The organism is Streptomyces parvus, assembly GCF_032121415.1.
Classification (GTDB): domain Bacteria; phylum Actinomycetota; class Actinomycetes; order Streptomycetales; family Streptomycetaceae; genus Streptomyces; species Streptomyces globisporus_A.
Genome location: NZ_CP135079.1, coordinates 3,010,275 through 3,024,957, shown reverse-complemented (window position 1 = coordinate 3,024,957; position 14,683 = coordinate 3,010,275). Strand labels below are relative to the sequence as shown.

14 protein-coding genes are annotated in these 14,683 nt (G+C 71.4%); 7 read left to right on the top strand and 7 right to left on the bottom strand.

Annotated features, from left to right (window positions below):
* Positions 1-118: 118 nt before the first annotated feature.
* A complete protein-coding gene (locus RNL97_RS14440) occupies positions 119-1,411 on the bottom strand; it encodes an ion channel protein (protein WP_313750768.1) in 1,293 nt (430 codons plus the stop codon).
* An 88-nt stretch (positions 1,412-1,499) separates the two neighbouring features.
* The gene (locus RNL97_RS14435) at positions 1,500-1,865 is read right to left on the bottom strand and encodes a YbjQ family protein (RefSeq protein WP_030581802.1); all 366 of its coding nucleotides are present in this window, start codon (positions 1,863-1,865) and stop codon (positions 1,500-1,502) included.
* A 151-nt stretch (positions 1,866-2,016) separates the two neighbouring features.
* On the opposite strand from RNL97_RS14435, the gene RNL97_RS14430 reads away from it, so the two are divergent.
* Positions 2,017-2,733, top strand: a complete 717-nt coding sequence (locus RNL97_RS14430) for a DedA family protein (protein ID WP_030581799.1) — start codon at positions 2,017-2,019, stop codon at positions 2,731-2,733.
* Between the two features lie 92 nt (positions 2,734-2,825).
* Here RNL97_RS14430 and RNL97_RS14425 read toward each other — a convergent pair whose 3' ends face one another.
* Complete coding sequence (locus RNL97_RS14425) at positions 2,826-4,529, bottom strand: threonine/serine exporter family protein (RefSeq protein WP_030581796.1); 1,704 nt, start codon at positions 4,527-4,529, stop codon at positions 2,826-2,828.
* Positions 4,530-4,716: 187 nt separating this feature from the next.
* Positions 4,717-5,211 carry an inorganic diphosphatase gene (locus tag RNL97_RS14420; protein ID WP_003968257.1) on the bottom strand — a complete coding sequence of 165 codons (495 nt, stop codon included), beginning with the start codon at positions 5,209-5,211 and terminating at the stop codon, positions 4,717-4,719.
* A gap of 113 nt (positions 5,212-5,324) precedes the next feature.
* On the opposite strand from RNL97_RS14420, the gene dacB reads away from it, so the two are divergent.
* From dacB to folE, 6 genes are all read left to right on the top strand, one after another.
* Complete coding sequence (dacB, locus tag RNL97_RS14415) at positions 5,325-6,773, top strand: D-alanyl-D-alanine carboxypeptidase/D-alanyl-D-alanine endopeptidase (RefSeq protein ID WP_313751627.1); 1,449 nt, start codon at positions 5,325-5,327, stop codon at positions 6,771-6,773.
* 70 nt (positions 6,774-6,843) lie between these two features.
* Positions 6,844-7,977: a zinc-dependent metalloprotease gene (locus RNL97_RS14410; RefSeq protein ID WP_030581790.1), complete on the top strand. Its 1,134-nt coding sequence runs from the start codon at positions 6,844-6,846 to the stop codon at positions 7,975-7,977.
* A gap of 197 nt (positions 7,978-8,174) precedes the next feature.
* On the top strand, positions 8,175-9,287 hold the full coding sequence (gene tilS, locus RNL97_RS14405; protein ID WP_030581788.1) for a tRNA lysidine(34) synthetase TilS: 1,113 nt from the start codon (positions 8,175-8,177) through the stop codon (positions 9,285-9,287).
* 107 nt (positions 9,288-9,394) lie between these two features.
* Positions 9,395-9,934 (top strand): hypoxanthine phosphoribosyltransferase, encoded by a 540-nt coding sequence (hpt, locus tag RNL97_RS14400; protein WP_003968263.1) that lies wholly within the window; start codon positions 9,395-9,397, stop codon positions 9,932-9,934.
* A 183-nt stretch (positions 9,935-10,117) separates the two neighbouring features.
* On the top strand, positions 10,118-12,175 hold the full coding sequence (ftsH, locus tag RNL97_RS14395) for an ATP-dependent zinc metalloprotease FtsH (protein WP_030581785.1): 2,058 nt from the start codon (positions 10,118-10,120) through the stop codon (positions 12,173-12,175).
* A 166-nt stretch (positions 12,176-12,341) separates the two neighbouring features.
* The gene (gene folE, locus RNL97_RS14390; protein ID WP_243314284.1) at positions 12,342-12,947 is read left to right on the top strand and encodes a GTP cyclohydrolase I FolE; all 606 of its coding nucleotides are present in this window, start codon (positions 12,342-12,344) and stop codon (positions 12,945-12,947) included.
* 66 nt (positions 12,948-13,013) lie between these two features.
* Here folE and RNL97_RS14385 read toward each other — a convergent pair whose 3' ends face one another.
* The 3 genes from RNL97_RS14385 to folB form a co-directional block, all read right to left on the bottom strand.
* Positions 13,014-13,502: a DUF3180 domain-containing protein gene (locus tag RNL97_RS14385; protein ID WP_030581776.1), complete on the bottom strand. Its 489-nt coding sequence runs from the start codon at positions 13,500-13,502 to the stop codon at positions 13,014-13,016.
* Positions 13,503-13,576: 74 nt separating this feature from the next.
* Complete coding sequence (gene folK, locus RNL97_RS14380; RefSeq protein WP_030581773.1) at positions 13,577-14,188, bottom strand: 2-amino-4-hydroxy-6-hydroxymethyldihydropteridine diphosphokinase; 612 nt, start codon at positions 14,186-14,188, stop codon at positions 13,577-13,579.
* Positions 14,185-14,544, bottom strand: a complete 360-nt coding sequence (gene folB, locus RNL97_RS14375; protein WP_003968268.1) for a dihydroneopterin aldolase — start codon at positions 14,542-14,544, stop codon at positions 14,185-14,187. Before folB ends, folK begins: the two co-directional genes overlap by 4 nt.
* Between the last annotated feature and the right edge of the window lie 139 nt (positions 14,545-14,683).

Genomic DNA, 14,683 nt, shown 5'->3' with positions numbered 1-14,683 from the left:
GGTTCAGCGCATCCGGCGCGCCGGGCGGGGCTTTCCCGTGAGGGAGCGCCCCCGCGCCTACCGCGGCGGCTTCGTGGACTCCCGCTCACCGCGGCGGCCTCGTGCCCGACCGTCCCGTTCACCGCAGCGACTTCCCTTCCGCGTCCAGCTGCATCTGGGCCCGCCCCGTGACCAGCAGCCACGCGGGCAGGGTCGCCGCACAGAGCAGCGGCAGCACGGACGCGTCACTGACCAGCACGGCCGCGGTGAACAGGCTCACCCAGCCCTGCCGGGTGACGGCGAGCAGCACGCCCAGCACCGCGCAGGACACCGCGAGCGACGGCGGGACCGCGTCCACCAGAGCGTGGGCGCACAGCCCGAGGGACACCCCCGCGAAGACCGCCGGGAAGATCCGGCCGCCCCGGAAACCGCAGGCGGCCGCGATCATGAGGGCGGCCATCTTCACGATCGCCATCCCCGCGAACTCCCCGGCCGACCACCCGTCCGGGTCCCCGGCGAGCGTCTTCACCTCGTCGAGCCCTTTGAACAGGGTGAGATGGCCGCCCAGCGCACCCAGCAGCCCCAGTACGAGACCGCCCACCGTCAGGGCGGGCACCGGATGCCTCAGCGCCGCGAAGACCCGGTGCGCCACCGGGAACGCGTACACCGCGAGCAGCCCGAGGAGCGCGCCCGCCGAGGCGGTCAGCAGAGCGGAGAGCAGATCGCCCCAGTGCGGTCCGGCGTACGCGGGGAGGGACAGGTCGAAGCTGGGCTCCGCGATCAGCGACATGGTCAGCGCGCCCGCCGTTCCGGACGCGAGCGGGGCGAACAGCCGGTCCCAGAACGCCCCGGGGCCCGGCTGCGAGGCCAGCACCTCGGAGAGGATCAGTGCGGCGGCGACCGGGGTGCCGAACAGGGCCCCGACCGTTCCGGCCGCCGCGAGCGCCACCCACACCTCGCCCGGGGCGCCGGGTGCGAACCGCCGGCCGAGCCAGAAGGCCAGGGCGATGTTGGCGGCGGTGATCGGGTTCTCCGGCCCGAGGCTCACCCCGCCCGCCAGCGCCAGAACGGTCACCACGAGAAGCCCGGGCACGATGCCGGGCCGCATCGGGGTGTCGACCAGCCCGGTGGTGGCCGGATCGGGCCCGCCGTGACCGGGTGCGCCCCGCAGGACGAGCCCCACCGCGAGGCCGGTCGCGGTGAGCATGGCGGCCATCCACAGTGAGCTGAACCGCCCCACCCCGAGCGCGTCGGGCAGGGACTCCCAGAGCACGTCCTGGAGCTGCTTTGCCAGCAGGCTCACCCCGAGCAGGATCAGTGCGCAGACGACGCCGACGGAGATCGCGGGCAGAGCGAGCGGCAGCAGTCGCCGGGCCGGGGTGGCCGGGGGGTGCGGGGGAGTGGGCGAGGGGGCGGGGGTTTCGGGGACCACCGGCCCACCCTAGAGCGGCAAAACGTACATAACGCCCAAGGCTGACCGGGTCGAAGCCGCGTCCTGCCGGGCGCCGGGCCGCACCGCGTCACACCTTGCTGATCACCGCCGCCGTCCCGTACGCGCAGACCTCCGTGCCCACGTCCGCCGCCTCGGTCACGTCGAAGCGCATCATCAGGACCGCGTTGGCGCCCCGGACCCGCGCCTGCTCCACGAGCCGCTCCATCGCCTGGTTACGGGTCTCGACCAGCGTCTTGGTCAGCCCCTTCAGCTCGCCGCCGATCATCGACTTCAGCCCGGCCCCGATCTGGCTGCCGAGGTGCCGCGACCGTACGGTCAGCCCGAAGACCTCGCCGATGACCTGGGTCACCTGGTAGCCGGGCACGTCGTTCGTGGTGACGACCAGCACGTCCGCCTGTGCCGTCTGGCCGCCGCCGAATTCCTCAATGCCCATGTGGTGGCACCTCCTGTGATCAGCTTCGGGCCGCTTCGTAGGATGCGCATTCCCGCTGTACGCCACTGGAACCACGGGCACGCATCGGGCGTTGATAGCTTGGGGCGGCCACAGAGCCGCCATCGCACCCCTCATCCTGGAGCCCGGACCCTTGAATACGCTTGCGCTCGGACCGAGCTGGCTGGACCCGGACTATCTGCTCAACACGTTCGGGCTCCCCGGCCTGCTCCTCATCGTCTTCGCCGAGTCCGGCCTCCTGATCGGGTTCTTCCTGCCCGGCGACTCGCTGCTGTTCACCACGGGTCTGCTGGTGACCACGGGACAGCTGAAGTACCCGCTCTGGCTGGTCTGCACGCTGATCGCGGTGGCCGCGATCGTCGGCGACCAGGTGGGCTATCTCTTCGGCCGCAAGGTCGGCCCCGCCCTCTTCAAGCGCCCCGACTCCCGCCTCTTCAAGCAGGAGAACGTGGAGAAGGCCCACGAGTTCTTCGAGAAGCACGGCCCGAAGTCCCTGGTCCTGGCGCGCTTCGTGCCCATCGTGCGTACGTTCACGCCGATCATCGCGGGCGTCAGCCGGATGAACTACCGCTCCTTCATCACGTACAACATCGTCGGCGCGGTCCTCTGGGGCGTCGGCGTCACCGTGCTCGGAGCCCTCCTCGGCAAGATCGACTTCGTGCACGAGCACATCGAGATGATCCTCATCCTGATCGTGCTCATCTCCGTCGTGCCGATCGTGATCGAGGTGCTGCGGGCCCGCAGCCAGGGCAAGAAGGCCGCCGTGGCCGAGGCGGGCGACGGCTCCGGCCGCCCCCCGGGCGGTAGCGGCCCCTCCTCCGGCCAGCGCGGCCGGCACGCCAAGCGCTGACCCCACTCCGTACGCGGGCAGGAGAACGCCCCACCCCGGAAGCTCCGGGGTGGGGCGCTGTCGTCCGTACGGGGCGCGGCCCGGGCGCGGGCTCAGAACCCCCTGGTCCGCTTCGCCGCCCGGCGGCTCGCCCCGCCGATCGCGCCCGGCGCCCCCATGAACAGCCGCGAGATCTCGCTCCCCAGGTTCACCCCGATCGCGATGGCCAGCGCCGTCGCGACCGCCGTCGACAGCGAGGCCAGCCCGGTGTCCAGCTCGTTCTGCGCCACGCCCAGCAGACCGAAGTACGTCGCCGAACCGGGCAGCAGCGGCCCGATCGCCGCCGTGATGTACGGCAGCGAGGAGTGGAACCGGTAGCGCGAGAACAGCTGGCCGAACAGGCCCACCAGACCGGCCGCCACCGCCGTCGCCGCGACCGGCGAGATGTCCCCGGTCCGGGCCATCGCCCCGAAGATGATCCAGGCCACCCCGCCGTTCAGGGTGACCGCCAGCACGGTCGACCGCTCCTGCTGGAGCAGCACGGCGAAGGCGAGGCTCAGCGCCATCGACGCCAGGATCTGGACCACCGGCTCGTTGTACGGCGTGAACCGGGCCTCGGGGTTGAGCTGCGCCCCCAGCTGGAGCCCCAGGTAGAGGACGATCAGGACGCCCGCGACGATCCCGATGAAGAAGTACATGACTTCGAGCAGCCGGGCCGAGGCGGTGATGTAGTAACCGGTCAGCCCGTCCTGGACGCCCGCCACCAGCGCCCGCCCCGGCAGCAGCGCGAACAGCCCACCGGTGATCACCGCGGAGGGGCGGACGTCCGTCGAATGGGTCAGGGTCAGGGCCACCCCCATCGCGGCGGGCGGCATCGCGGCCACCGTGAACTGGTAGAACTCCGGCAGCCCGCGCCCGGCGCACAGCCACGCCAGCCGGTCGCCGAGCATCGCGCCCGCCGCCGCCACCAGGAACACCAGGAACCCACCGCCGACCAGTACGGAGGCCGAACCGGCCAGCAGCCCGGCGGCCGCCGTCAGCACCCAGCCCGGGTACGGGTGACGGTTACGGCGGATCTCCGCGAGCCGCCGGTAGGCCTCCTCCAGCGACACCTCGGTGTCCGCGCTCGTGATGTCGTCGACCAGCCGGAACACCGCGGCCAGGCGGGTGTAGTCGGTGCCCCGGCGGCGTACGGTGCGGCTCGCCGTCACGGGGTCGTCGACCAGCGACGGCTGGTGCGAGATGGACAGCAGGGTGAACGTGACCGTCGGCTCGCTGCGGTCCAGGCCGTAGGACCGGGTCACCGCGAACATCGCCGCCTCGACGTCCTCGGCGCCCTCGCCGCCCGCCAGCAGCAGCTCCCCGATACGCAGCGTCAGGTCGAGCACGCGCGGCACGGCCGGACCCGTGTCGTCGTCGGTGCGCTGGATCGACTCGGCCGCGGGACGCTCGGTCACCGGCATCCGCAGCATCGTGCGCATCCGGTCCTGCCAGGGCGCCTCCTTGGTCAGCTTGACCATCGGAATGCCCTGCGCCGGGGTGAAGGCGGGCGGTGACTGCTGGGCCGTGTACGTGCTCGGCGGGGTGAAAGCGGAACTCAGCGTGTCGGAGTTCGAACCGCCCCCGGAGCCCCCGCCCGAGCCGGCCGGACCGTGCGGTTCCGGCTGCACCCCGGTCGGGATCGCGAACTCCGACGTCGGGTGGTCCTCCTCGGGCGGCGACACCGGATGCATCGTCCCGGCGGGCGGAGCGAAAGCGCTCCGCGCCTCGTCGGACTGGGGCTTCTGGTCCTCAGGACCGCCCGATTCCGCCACCACTCGACCTCGTTCCTGCTCGACTGCACGTCATTGGGGGTGCCCCGCCGCACGTGTGCCCAGTATGGCCACCGCCATGGGCCCCGCACGCGTGGAAGTGCGGACAGCGAAACGGGCGGCACACCCATGAAGGTGTGCCGCCCGTTCGAAGACGGCCGCCCGGCTCACAAACGGAACCGGAAGAGGGACGTCAGTGCGCGCCGCCCTGCGCCTCAAGACGCTTGTAGGAGGCCTCGATCTCGGCCTCCGCCTCGGCGCGGCCGACCCAGTCGGCGCCCTCGACGGACTTGCCCGGCTCCAGGTCCTTGTAGACCTCGAAGAAGTGCTGGATCTCCAGGCGGTCGAACTCCGACACGTGGTGGATGTCGCGCAGGTGCTCCACGCGCGGGTCGGACGCCGGGACGCAGAGCAGCTTGTCGTCGCCGCCCGCCTCGTCGGTCATCCGGAACATGCCGATGGCACGGCACTTGATGAGGCAACCGGGGAAGGTCGGCTCGTCCAGGATGACCAGCGCGTCCAGCGGGTCGCCGTCCTCGCCGAGGGTGTTCTCGACGAAGCCGTAGTCGGCCGGGTAGCTGGTCGAGGTGAAGAGTCGACGGTCCAGGCGGATCCGACCGGTCTCGTGGTCCACCTCGTACTTGTTCCGCGAACCCTTCGGGATCTCGATGGTGACGTCGAACTCCACGGGTGGCTCCTCCATGATCAACACATACGACTGGTGATTAAGTGTCCCCCACGCAGAAGTGTGCTCGCGAAAGGGGCTGGTCAGCGGTGGCCGAGCAGGTGGAAGAACCCTCGATGCGCCCCTCGGACCGGTGGGGCGGGCCGAAGATCCTGACGAAGAAGCGCAACGGGGCGTACACCTGGCAGGTGATCGCAGGCTCCGCAACGCTCGGCCTGGTCGTCGCAACCGGCGCCGTCCTCGCCGCCGGCCCCTGGGACAACGGTCAGCGTAAGGCCGAGCGGGCACTGGCAGCCGCCGGTGACCGCACAGGTGGCGCACATCACGGACGCCCGACGCCCGAGGGCCCCCGCCCGGCCCCCAGCGCCCCGGCCGTCCTGCCCGCCCTCGGCACCACCACCCACGACGCTCCCCAGGACCCCGCCGCGCTCCGCGACACCCTCGCCCCGCTCATCGGCGCGCCCGGCCTCGGCGACAAGGTCGCCGCGTCCGTCATCGACACCGCCACCGGCGAGCAGCTGTACGGGCAGGGCGCCACCGCCCCGATGACCCCGGCCTCCACCATCAAGATCGCCACCGCCACCGCGGCCCTCTCCGTCCTCGGCCCCGACCACCGCATCACGACCACCGCCGCGCTGTCCCCCGACTCCCGCACCCTCACCCTCGTCGGCGGCGGCGACCCCACGCTCAGCAGGGCGGCCCTGCGCGAGATGGCCGCCGACGCCGCCGAGGCTCTGCGCGAGGAGGACCAGGACTCCGTACGGCTCACGTACGACATCTCCCGCTACACCGGCCCCGTGCTCCACCCGATCAGCCCCAACGAGAACATCGCGCCCGTCACCGCCCTGATGGTCAACGAGGGCCGCGTCAACGACACGGACCGCGGACCCGCCAAGCGCACCGAAGACCCCGCGGGCGACGCCGCCCGCACCTTCGCCGCAACGCTGAAGAAGGCGGGCGTCAAGGTCACCGGCGCCCCCCGCGAGGCCCGAGCCGCCGACGAGGCCCGCACCGTCGCCACCCACCGCTCCGCCCCGCTCGCCGCCCTCGTCGAGCGCACCCTCACCAACAGCGACAACGACATCGCCGAGGCCCTCGCCCGGCAGACCGCCATCGCCAAGGGCGAGAGCGCCTCGTTCGCCGGGGCCCGCCGCGCCGTCACCAACGAGTTGAGGAAGCTCAAGGTCCCGGTGGCCGGCGCCCGCTTCGCCGACGGCAGCGGCCTGGACCGCAAGGACCGGGTCACCCCCGCCCTCCTCACCGCGCTCCTCGCCCGCGTCGCCGACCCCGACCGCCCCGGACTCCGCCCGGTCTTCACCGGCCTCCCGATCGCCGGCTTCAGCGGCACCCTCGGCGGCCGGTACGCGCCGGACGCCGAAGGCACCGGCCTGATCCGCGCCAAGACCGGCACCCTCCTGGGCGTCAACTCCCTCGCCGGCACCGTCGTCGACCGCCAGGGCCGCCTGCTCGCCTTCGCCTTCCTCGCCTCCGGCAGCCGCCACGCGACCGAGGCCGAACCCGCCCTCGACGCCCTGGCCACCGCACTCGCCGGAACAGGCGGCTGAGCACAGGGCCGTACCCGAAGAGCCCTGCAAGACCCCACCAAGGGACGACAGGCTCACGTACGGTTGACGCATGACGAGCATCGGTGGTGCCCAGATGGTCGACTGGAATCTCGCGGTGGCGACCGCGACCCGACTCGTGCGGCCCGGACCCGACATCAGCCGCGAGGAAGCGCGCGCCGTCGTCGCGGAGCTCCGGCGGCACGCCAAAGCCTCCGAGGAGCACGTCCGGCTCTTCACCCGGATGATCCCCGAAGGCGCCGAACCCGAGGACACCCCCGTCCTCGTCGTCGACCGCCCCGGCTGGATCAGGGCCAACGTCGCCGGCTTCCGCGAACTCCTCCAGCCCCTGCTCGCCAAGATGGAGAGCCGCCGCTCCGGCGGACCCGGCGGCGCCGTCCTCGGCGCGGTCGGCGGCAAGGTCACCGGCGTCGAACTGGGCATGCTGCTCTCGTTCCTCGCCTCCCGGGTGCTCGGCCAGTACGAGACGTTCGCCCCCGCCACCAGAGAGCTGCCCGCCTCCGCCGACGGCGGCGGCCGGCTCCTTCTCGTCGCCCCCAACATCGTCCACGTCGAACGCGAGCTGGACGTCGACCCGCACGACTTCCGGCTCTGGGTCGCCCTCCACGAGGAGACCCACCGCACCCAGTTCACCGGCGTGCCCTGGCTCCGCGACCACCTCCGGGGCGAGATCCAGACGTTCCTCGACGAGACCGACGTCGACCCGACGACCTTCCTGGAACGCCTCCGCGAGGCCGCCCAGTCCCTCTCCGGCGGCCGCCCCGAGGGCGAACAGGGCGAGAGCGACACCCGCAGCCTCGTCGACATCGTCCAGACCCCCGCCCAGCGCGAGGTCCTCGGCCGCCTCACCGCCGTCATGTCCCTCCTCGAAGGACACGCCGACTACGTCATGGACGGCGTCGGCCCCGACGTCGTCGGCTCCGTCTCCGAGATCCGGGAGAAGTTCCAGCAGCGCCGCGCCCAGGGCGCCGGCCGCCTCGACCAGGCCCTGCGCAAGCTCCTCGGCCTCGACGCCAAGCTCCGCCAGTACAAGGACGGCGAGAAGTTCGTACGGTCGGTCGTCGACGAGGTCGGCATGGACGGCTTCAACCGCGTCTGGACCTCGCCCAACACCCTCCCGACCAAGGCCGAGATCGCCAAGCCCGCCGATTGGGTCGCGCGCGTGCACCGTAAGGCCGAATCCTGACCCTCCGGCGCCCCGGACCGCCCCGAGGTACCGATATTCGCCCCCCAATCACCCATCCGAGGGACCATGGAGGCCCGGGAAGGCGTGCAATGCTCGATGAACAGCTTGCCTCTGTCACCATCGACGCACTCTGAGTGACGGGACTCACGCGTTCCGGCGCTCGACGCACCTCCCGAACTCCACGAAGGGCACCGGACATGGGTCCCCATCCTGCGGTCGCGGCGATACGCCTGGCGGTCCGCCGCGTACTCCACGACGTCATCACCGAATTCCAGCGGAACGCCGGCCACGACCGGCCCGCCGAAGCGGCCAGGCGCCCCGCGCACGCCGCCGGCTCCCCCTACGCCGAGGCCGGCGCCGCGGGCAGCTCCCGCACCGCCCTCCCCGAACGGCCCGACACCCCGCTCGTCCTCGTCGCCTGCTCCGGCGGCGCCGACTCCATGGCACTCGCCTCCGCGCTCGCCTTCGAGGCCCGCAAGCTCGACGTCCGGGCCGGCGGCATCACCGTCGACCACAACCTCCAGCCGGGCTCCGCCCTCCGCGCCGCCGAGGTCGTCACCCGGCTCACCGCCATGGACCTCGACCCCGTCGAGGCCGTCGCCGTGCACGTCGGACGCGAGGGCGGCCCCGAGGCCGCCGCCCGCGACGCCCGCTACGCCGCGCTGGACGCCGCCGCCGAACGCCACGGCGCCGCCGCCGTCCTCCTCGGCCACACCCGCGACGACCAGGCCGAGACCGTCCTCCTCGGCCTCGCCCGCGGCTCCGGCATCCGCTCGCTCTCCGGCATGGCCGCCGCCTCCGGACCGGCCGGCCGCTACCGGCGCCCCTTCCTCCAGCTCGACCGGCAGACCGCCCGCAAGGCCTGCCTGGTCCAGTCGATCCCCGTCTGGGACGACCCGCACAACATCGACCCCGCCTACACCCGCTCGCGGCTCCGCCACGAAGGGCTGCCCGCCCTGGAGAAGGCGCTCGGCAAAGGTGTCGTCGAAGCCCTCGCCCGCACCGCCCAGCTCTCCCGCGACGACGCCGACGCCCTGGACACCTGGGCCGCCGAGGCCGAGGTGTCCGTCCGCGACGAGACCGGCCGCCTGGAGTGCGCGGGGCTCTACGCCCTGCCCCCCGCCGTACGCCGCCGGGTGCTGCGCCGCGCCCTGATCGAGGCCGGGTCGCCCGCCGGCTCCCTCTTCGCCCGGCACCTCGAAGAAGTCGACCGCCTGATCACCGGCTGGCGCGGCCAGCGGGCCATCAACCTGCCCGGCCGCGTCGAGGCGCTGCGGCAGGGTGGCAGACTGGTCATTCGGCAGAGCTGACGCGCGAGCGGCTGAAGTGCAGACGAACCGCCGCCCGCCCGGGCACACCCGGACCGGCGGTCGGGCCGTCGGCAGCACAGAAAGAGACGTGGGTGAACGAGAAGGACATGGGTACCGACCTTCAGTCGGTGCTCCTCACCAAGGAAGAGATCGACGCGAAGCTCGTCGAGCTGGCCGCGAAGATCGACGCGGAGTACGCGGGCAAGGACCTGCTGATCGTCGGCGTCCTCAAGGGCGCGGTGATGGTCATGGCGGACCTGGCGCGCGCGCTGTCCACCCCCGTCACGATGGACTGGATGGCCGTCTCCTCGTACGGGGCGGGCACCCAGTCCTCCGGCGTCGTGCGGATCCTCAAGGACCTCGACACCGACATCAAGGGCAAGCACGTCCTGATCGTCGAGGACATCATCGACTCCGGGCTGACGCTGTCCTGGCTGCTGTCCAACCTGGGCTCCCGGGAACCAGCCTCGCTGGAGGTGTGCACCCTGCTGCGCAAGCCGGATGCCGCAAAGGTCGCGATCGACGTGAAGTGGATCGGTTTCGACATCCCCAACGAGTTCGTCGTCGGCTACGGGCTGGACTACGCGGAGAAGTACCGCAACCTGCCCTTCGTCGGCACCCTGGCCCCGCACGTCTACGGCGGCTGACCCCCGGGCAGGCCGCCGGGGAACCCTCACCGCCTCCGGGCCGTTGGAGCTTCGAAAGCAGGTTTCTCCGCTGCACCCAGCGGTCGCGGGTGCCCATGCTGAGGTACCGTCCGAAGAACACTCTTTTCAAACAGCAGCATTTACCTACGGGCAGGAGGGACGGGGCGTCTTCGCTCCGTATGGATGGACGTGAAGCGATACTTCCGTGGGCCGGTCATCTGGATCGTGCTGGCCGTCCTCGCCGTGGTCGTGTTGATGCAGGTCGTCGGCTCGTCGGGCGGCTACAAGACGGTGGACACCGGCAAGGTGATCCAGGCGATCAGCAAGGACCAGGTGGAGCAGGCAAAGCTGACCACCGGTGACGAACAAATCCTCAAGATCGAACTGAAGGACGGCCAGAAGCTCGAAGGCGAGTCCGGCAGCAAGTTCCAGGCGAGCTACATCGGCAACCAGGGCGTCGAGCTCGCCGACACGCTGCAGACGAAGTTCGAGGCGGGTGACATCGAGAAGGGTTACACCGTCTCGCCGTCGAAGCAGTCCCCGTTCGTCTCGATCCTCCTCTCGCTGCTGCCCTTCGTCCTCATCGTGGTCGTCTTCCTGTTTCTGATGAATCAGATGCAGGGCGGCGGTTCCAAGGTCATGCAGTTCGGCAAGTCCAAGGCCAAGCTGATCACCAAGGACACCCCCAAGACGACCTTCGCCGATGTGGCGGGGTCCGACGAGGCCGTCGAGGAGCTCCACGAGATCAAGGAGTTCCTCCAGGAGCCGGCGAAGTTCCAGGCCGTCGGCGCCAAGATCCCCAAGGGCGTCCTGCTCTACGGCCCGCCCGGTACGGGCAAGACGCTGCTCGCCCGGGCCGTCGCCGGCGAGGCGGGCGTCCCGTTCTACTCGATCTCCGGTTCCGACTTCGTCGAGATGTTCGTCGGTGTCGGTGCCTCCCGGGTGCGTGACCTCTTCGAACAGGCCAAGGCGAACGCCCCGGCGATCGTCTTCGTCGACGAGATCGACGCCGTCGGCCGCCACCGCGGCGCCGGCATGGGCGGCGGTCACGACGAGCGCGAGCAGACGCTCAACCAGCTGCTCGTCGAGATGGACGGGTTCGACGTGAAGGGCGGCGTCATCCTGATCGCCGCCACGAACCGCCCGGACATCCTCGACCCGGCGCTCCTGCGCCCGGGCCGCTTCGACCGGCAGATCGCGGTCGACCGCCCCGACATGCAGGGCCGCCTGGAGATCCTCAAGGTGCACCAGAAGGGCAAGCCCGTGGCGGAGGGCGTCGACCTCGGCGCCGTCGCCCGGCGCACGCCCGGCTTCACCGGCGCCGACCTGTCGAACGTGCTGAACGAAGCGGCGCTCCTGACGGCGCGCAGCAACAAGAAGCTCATCGACAACGAGAGCCTCGACGAGGCGATCGACCGCGTCGTGGCGGGCCCGCAGAAGCGGACCCGGATCATGTCCGAGAAGGAGAAGAAGATCACCGCGTACCACGAGGGCGGACACGCCCTGGTCGCGGCGGCCTCCCCCCAGTCGGACCCGGTCCACAAGATCACGATCCTCTCCCGCGGCCGCGCCCTCGGTTACACGATGGTGCTCCCGGAGGAGGACAAGTACTCCACGACCCGCAACGAGATGCTCGACCAGCTGGCATACATGCTGGGCGGGCGCGCGGCCGAGGAGCTGGTCTTCCACGACCCGACGACCGGTGCGGCGAACGACATCGAGAAGGCCACGGCGACGGCCCGCGCGATGGTCACGCAGTACGGCATGACGGAGCGCCTCGGCGCGATCAAGTTCGGCGGCGACAACTCGGAGCCCTTCCTGGGCCGCGAGATGGGCCACCAGCGCGACTACTCGGAAGAAGTCGCGGCCCTGGTCGACGAGGAGGTCAAGAAGCTCATCGAGACCGCCCACAACGACGCGTGGGAGATCCTCGTCGAGAACCGCGACATCCTCGACGCCCTGGTGCTCGAACTGCTGGAGAAGGAGACGCTCGGCAAGGACGAGATCGCCGAGATCTTCGCCCCCATCGTCAAGCGCCCCGCCCGCCCGGCCTGGACCGGATCCGCCCGGCGCACCCCGTCGACGCGGCCCCCGGTGCTCTCGCCCAAGGAGCTGGCCCTCACCAACGGCAGCGCCAACGGCTCGGCCACCCCGCCGGAGATCGCCCCGACGGGCCTGACCAAGGACATCGCCCCGTCCACCGAGGCGATCCCCGAGGACCGTCCGGACAACAACAGCTAGTCCGCGCTCCACGCCAGGTGAGACGCCCGTCACGGGCCGCCGCACCGGCTCCGGAATGCACGCCGCGCCCCCCAGGTTCTAGCCTGTGGGGGCGCGGCTTTTCCGTATGCCCGCGATGTCCGATCGCGACCCCGCGCACGGAGCAGCACAGAGGAACGAGGCACAGATGACCGACCCGGTGACGCTGGACGGCCAGGGTTCGATCGGTGAATTCGACGAGAAGCGGGCCGAGGCAGCCGTACGCGAGCTGCTGCTCGCCGTCGGAGAGGACCCGGACCGCGAGGGCCTGCGCGAGACGCCGGGGCGGGTGGCGCGGGCCTACAAGGAGATATTCGCGGGCCTCTACCAGCAGCCCGAGGACGTCCTGACGACCACATTCGACCTGGGTCACGACGAGATGGTGCTGGTCAAGGACATCGAGGTGTTCTCGACCTGTGAACATCATCTGGTGCCGTTCAGGGGCGTCGCGCACGTCGGCTACATCCCCGCCTCCACCGGCAAGATCACCGGCCTGTCCAAGCTGGCCCGGCTGGTCGACGTATACGCCCGCCGCCCGCAGGTCCAGGAGCGGCTGACGACCCAGATCGCCGAGTCCCTCATGTCGATACTGGAGCCGCGCGGCGTCATCGTCGTCGTCGAGTGCGAGCACATGTGCATGTCGATGCGCGGGATCCGCAAGCCGGGCGCGAAGACCCTGACCTCCGCGGTGCGCGGCCAGCTCCGCGACCCCGCGACCCGCGCCGAGGCGATGAGTCTCATCATGGCGCGCTGACGCCCTGGAATACGCGACACGGGCCCGGCTGCCGCTGACCAGCGGCAGCCGGGCCCGTGTCGTGCCTCACGCCGCCGCCGTGCCCGTGCCGTCGTGGTCGTTGCCGTCCTCCGGGAGGCGGCAGACGCGCTCCAGGAAGAGGGCGGCCGCGATGACGCCGATGCCGGCGATCACCGCCGCGCCCGCGTAGATGGCCTGGTCGCGGCGGGGCGGGATGTCGAGGTAGCCCAGGAGGAAGACGCCGGTGCCGCCGTACATGCCGGCGACCAGGGCGGCCACCAGCGCGCTCGCCTGGCCGAAGACGACCGCGCGGGCCGCGAACAGGGGCTCGACACCCTTGGCGCCGGGGCGGCGCTCGCGTTGGGCGCGGAGGCGGGTGCGGGTGGAGAGGGCGGTCGCGAGGAGGATCACCGCGATCACGGCGAGCACGATCGACGCGGCCAGCGGGACGCTCGGCAGGGTGCCGAAGGAGTCCCAGAGGCGGGCTCCGCCCCAGGAGAGGACACCGGCGGCGGCGAAGAGGCCCGCCAGTACCCCGAGCCGTAGTTGCTTCACCGAGTGAGCCGCCCTTCGCGCCGCCTGTGCCCGGTCCGGCCGTGCGCCGGACCACCGTCCGTCGAGCCTAACGATTACTCCGGCAGGCGCAGTTCCAGGTCGGCGCGGGGCAGCACGCTGTCGCGGCCGACCTGCGCGAGGAGCTGGGCCACAGGGCCGGCGCCGGGCAGCTGGGCCTCGGGGTCCACGTCGTGCCAGGGGGCGAGGACGAAGGCCCGCTCGTGGGCGCGCGGGTGGGGGAGCGTGAGCACCGGGTCGTCGGAGAGGACGTCGGCGTACGACACGATGTCGACGTCGATGGTGCGCGGGCCCCAGCGCTCCTCGCGGACCCGGTCGAAGGCCTCCTCGACGGCCTGGCCGCGCTCCAGCAGGGAGGCGGGGGGCAGCGTCGTCTTCACGAGGATGACCGCGTTGAAGTACGACGGCTGGGTGTCCGCCTCGACGCCCCAGGGCTCCGTCTCGTACACCGGGGAGACGGCCTTGACCCGGAGGCCCGGGGTGTCCTCCAGGGCGTCGACGGCCCCCTGGAGGGTCTCCAGGCGGTTGCCCAGGTTGGAACCGAGGGAGATCACGGCCATCTTGGGGTTGGAGAGCGTGACGTCGGCGGCGTCCACCTGCCGGACGACGGCGGTCGGAACCGGCTGTACGGTCGGGTCGCTCTGCCCCTCGGTCGAAAATGCGGTCATGCTCGGCTCCGGGTGATGGTGATGGTCACGTCGTCGAAGGGGACGGTGATCGGCGCGTCCGGCTTGTGCACCACGACCTCGACCTCCTGGACGCCTTCGTGCTTCAGGCACTGCTGGGCGATGCGCTCGGCGAGCGTCTCGATCAGATCGACCGGTTCGCCCGTCACCACGTCGACGACCTCCTCGGCCACCACGCCGTAGTGCACGGTGCGGGCCAGGTCGTCGGTGGCTGCCGCGGGGCGGGTGTCGAGGCCGAGCACCAGGTCGACGATGAAGGTCTGGCCCTCTTCCCGCTCCCGGGGGAAGACGCCGTGGTGCCCGCGGGCCTTGAGGCCGCGCAGCGCGACACGATCCACGCGAATCACTCCTGCTGTCGTTGGTCGAGAGGCACCCGGCCGCGTGCGGGCGGCGAGGAGCCTTCTTTCGAATCTACCTGCGAGCACCGACAGTGCTCGCCCGTGGGTGCCATGGACGGCGCCTCACCGGGCTGGTAGC

Bases quoted from the DNA above. Each gene is read 5' to 3' on its own strand.
- RNL97_RS14435 (WP_030581802.1), bottom strand. From the start codon at position 1,865: ATGGGCATTGAGGAATTCGGCGGCGGCCAGACGGCACAGGCGGACGTG.
- dacB (WP_313751627.1), top strand. From the start codon at position 5,325: ATGCGCCCCTCGGACCGGTGGGGCGGGCCGAAGATCCTGACGAAGAAG.
- RNL97_RS14410 (WP_030581790.1), top strand. From the start codon at position 6,844: ATGACGAGCATCGGTGGTGCCCAGATGGTCGACTGGAATCTCGCGGTG.
- tilS (WP_030581788.1), top strand. From the start codon at position 8,175: ATGGGTCCCCATCCTGCGGTCGCGGCGATACGCCTGGCGGTCCGCCGC.
- hpt (WP_003968263.1), top strand. From the start codon at position 9,395: ATGGGTACCGACCTTCAGTCGGTGCTCCTCACCAAGGAAGAGATCGAC.
- ftsH (WP_030581785.1), top strand. From the start codon at position 10,118: ATGGACGTGAAGCGATACTTCCGTGGGCCGGTCATCTGGATCGTGCTG.
- folE (WP_243314284.1), top strand. From the start codon at position 12,342: ATGACCGACCCGGTGACGCTGGACGGCCAGGGTTCGATCGGTGAATTC.
- folK (WP_030581773.1), bottom strand. From the start codon at position 14,188: ATGACCGCATTTTCGACCGAGGGGCAGAGCGACCCGACCGTACAGCCG.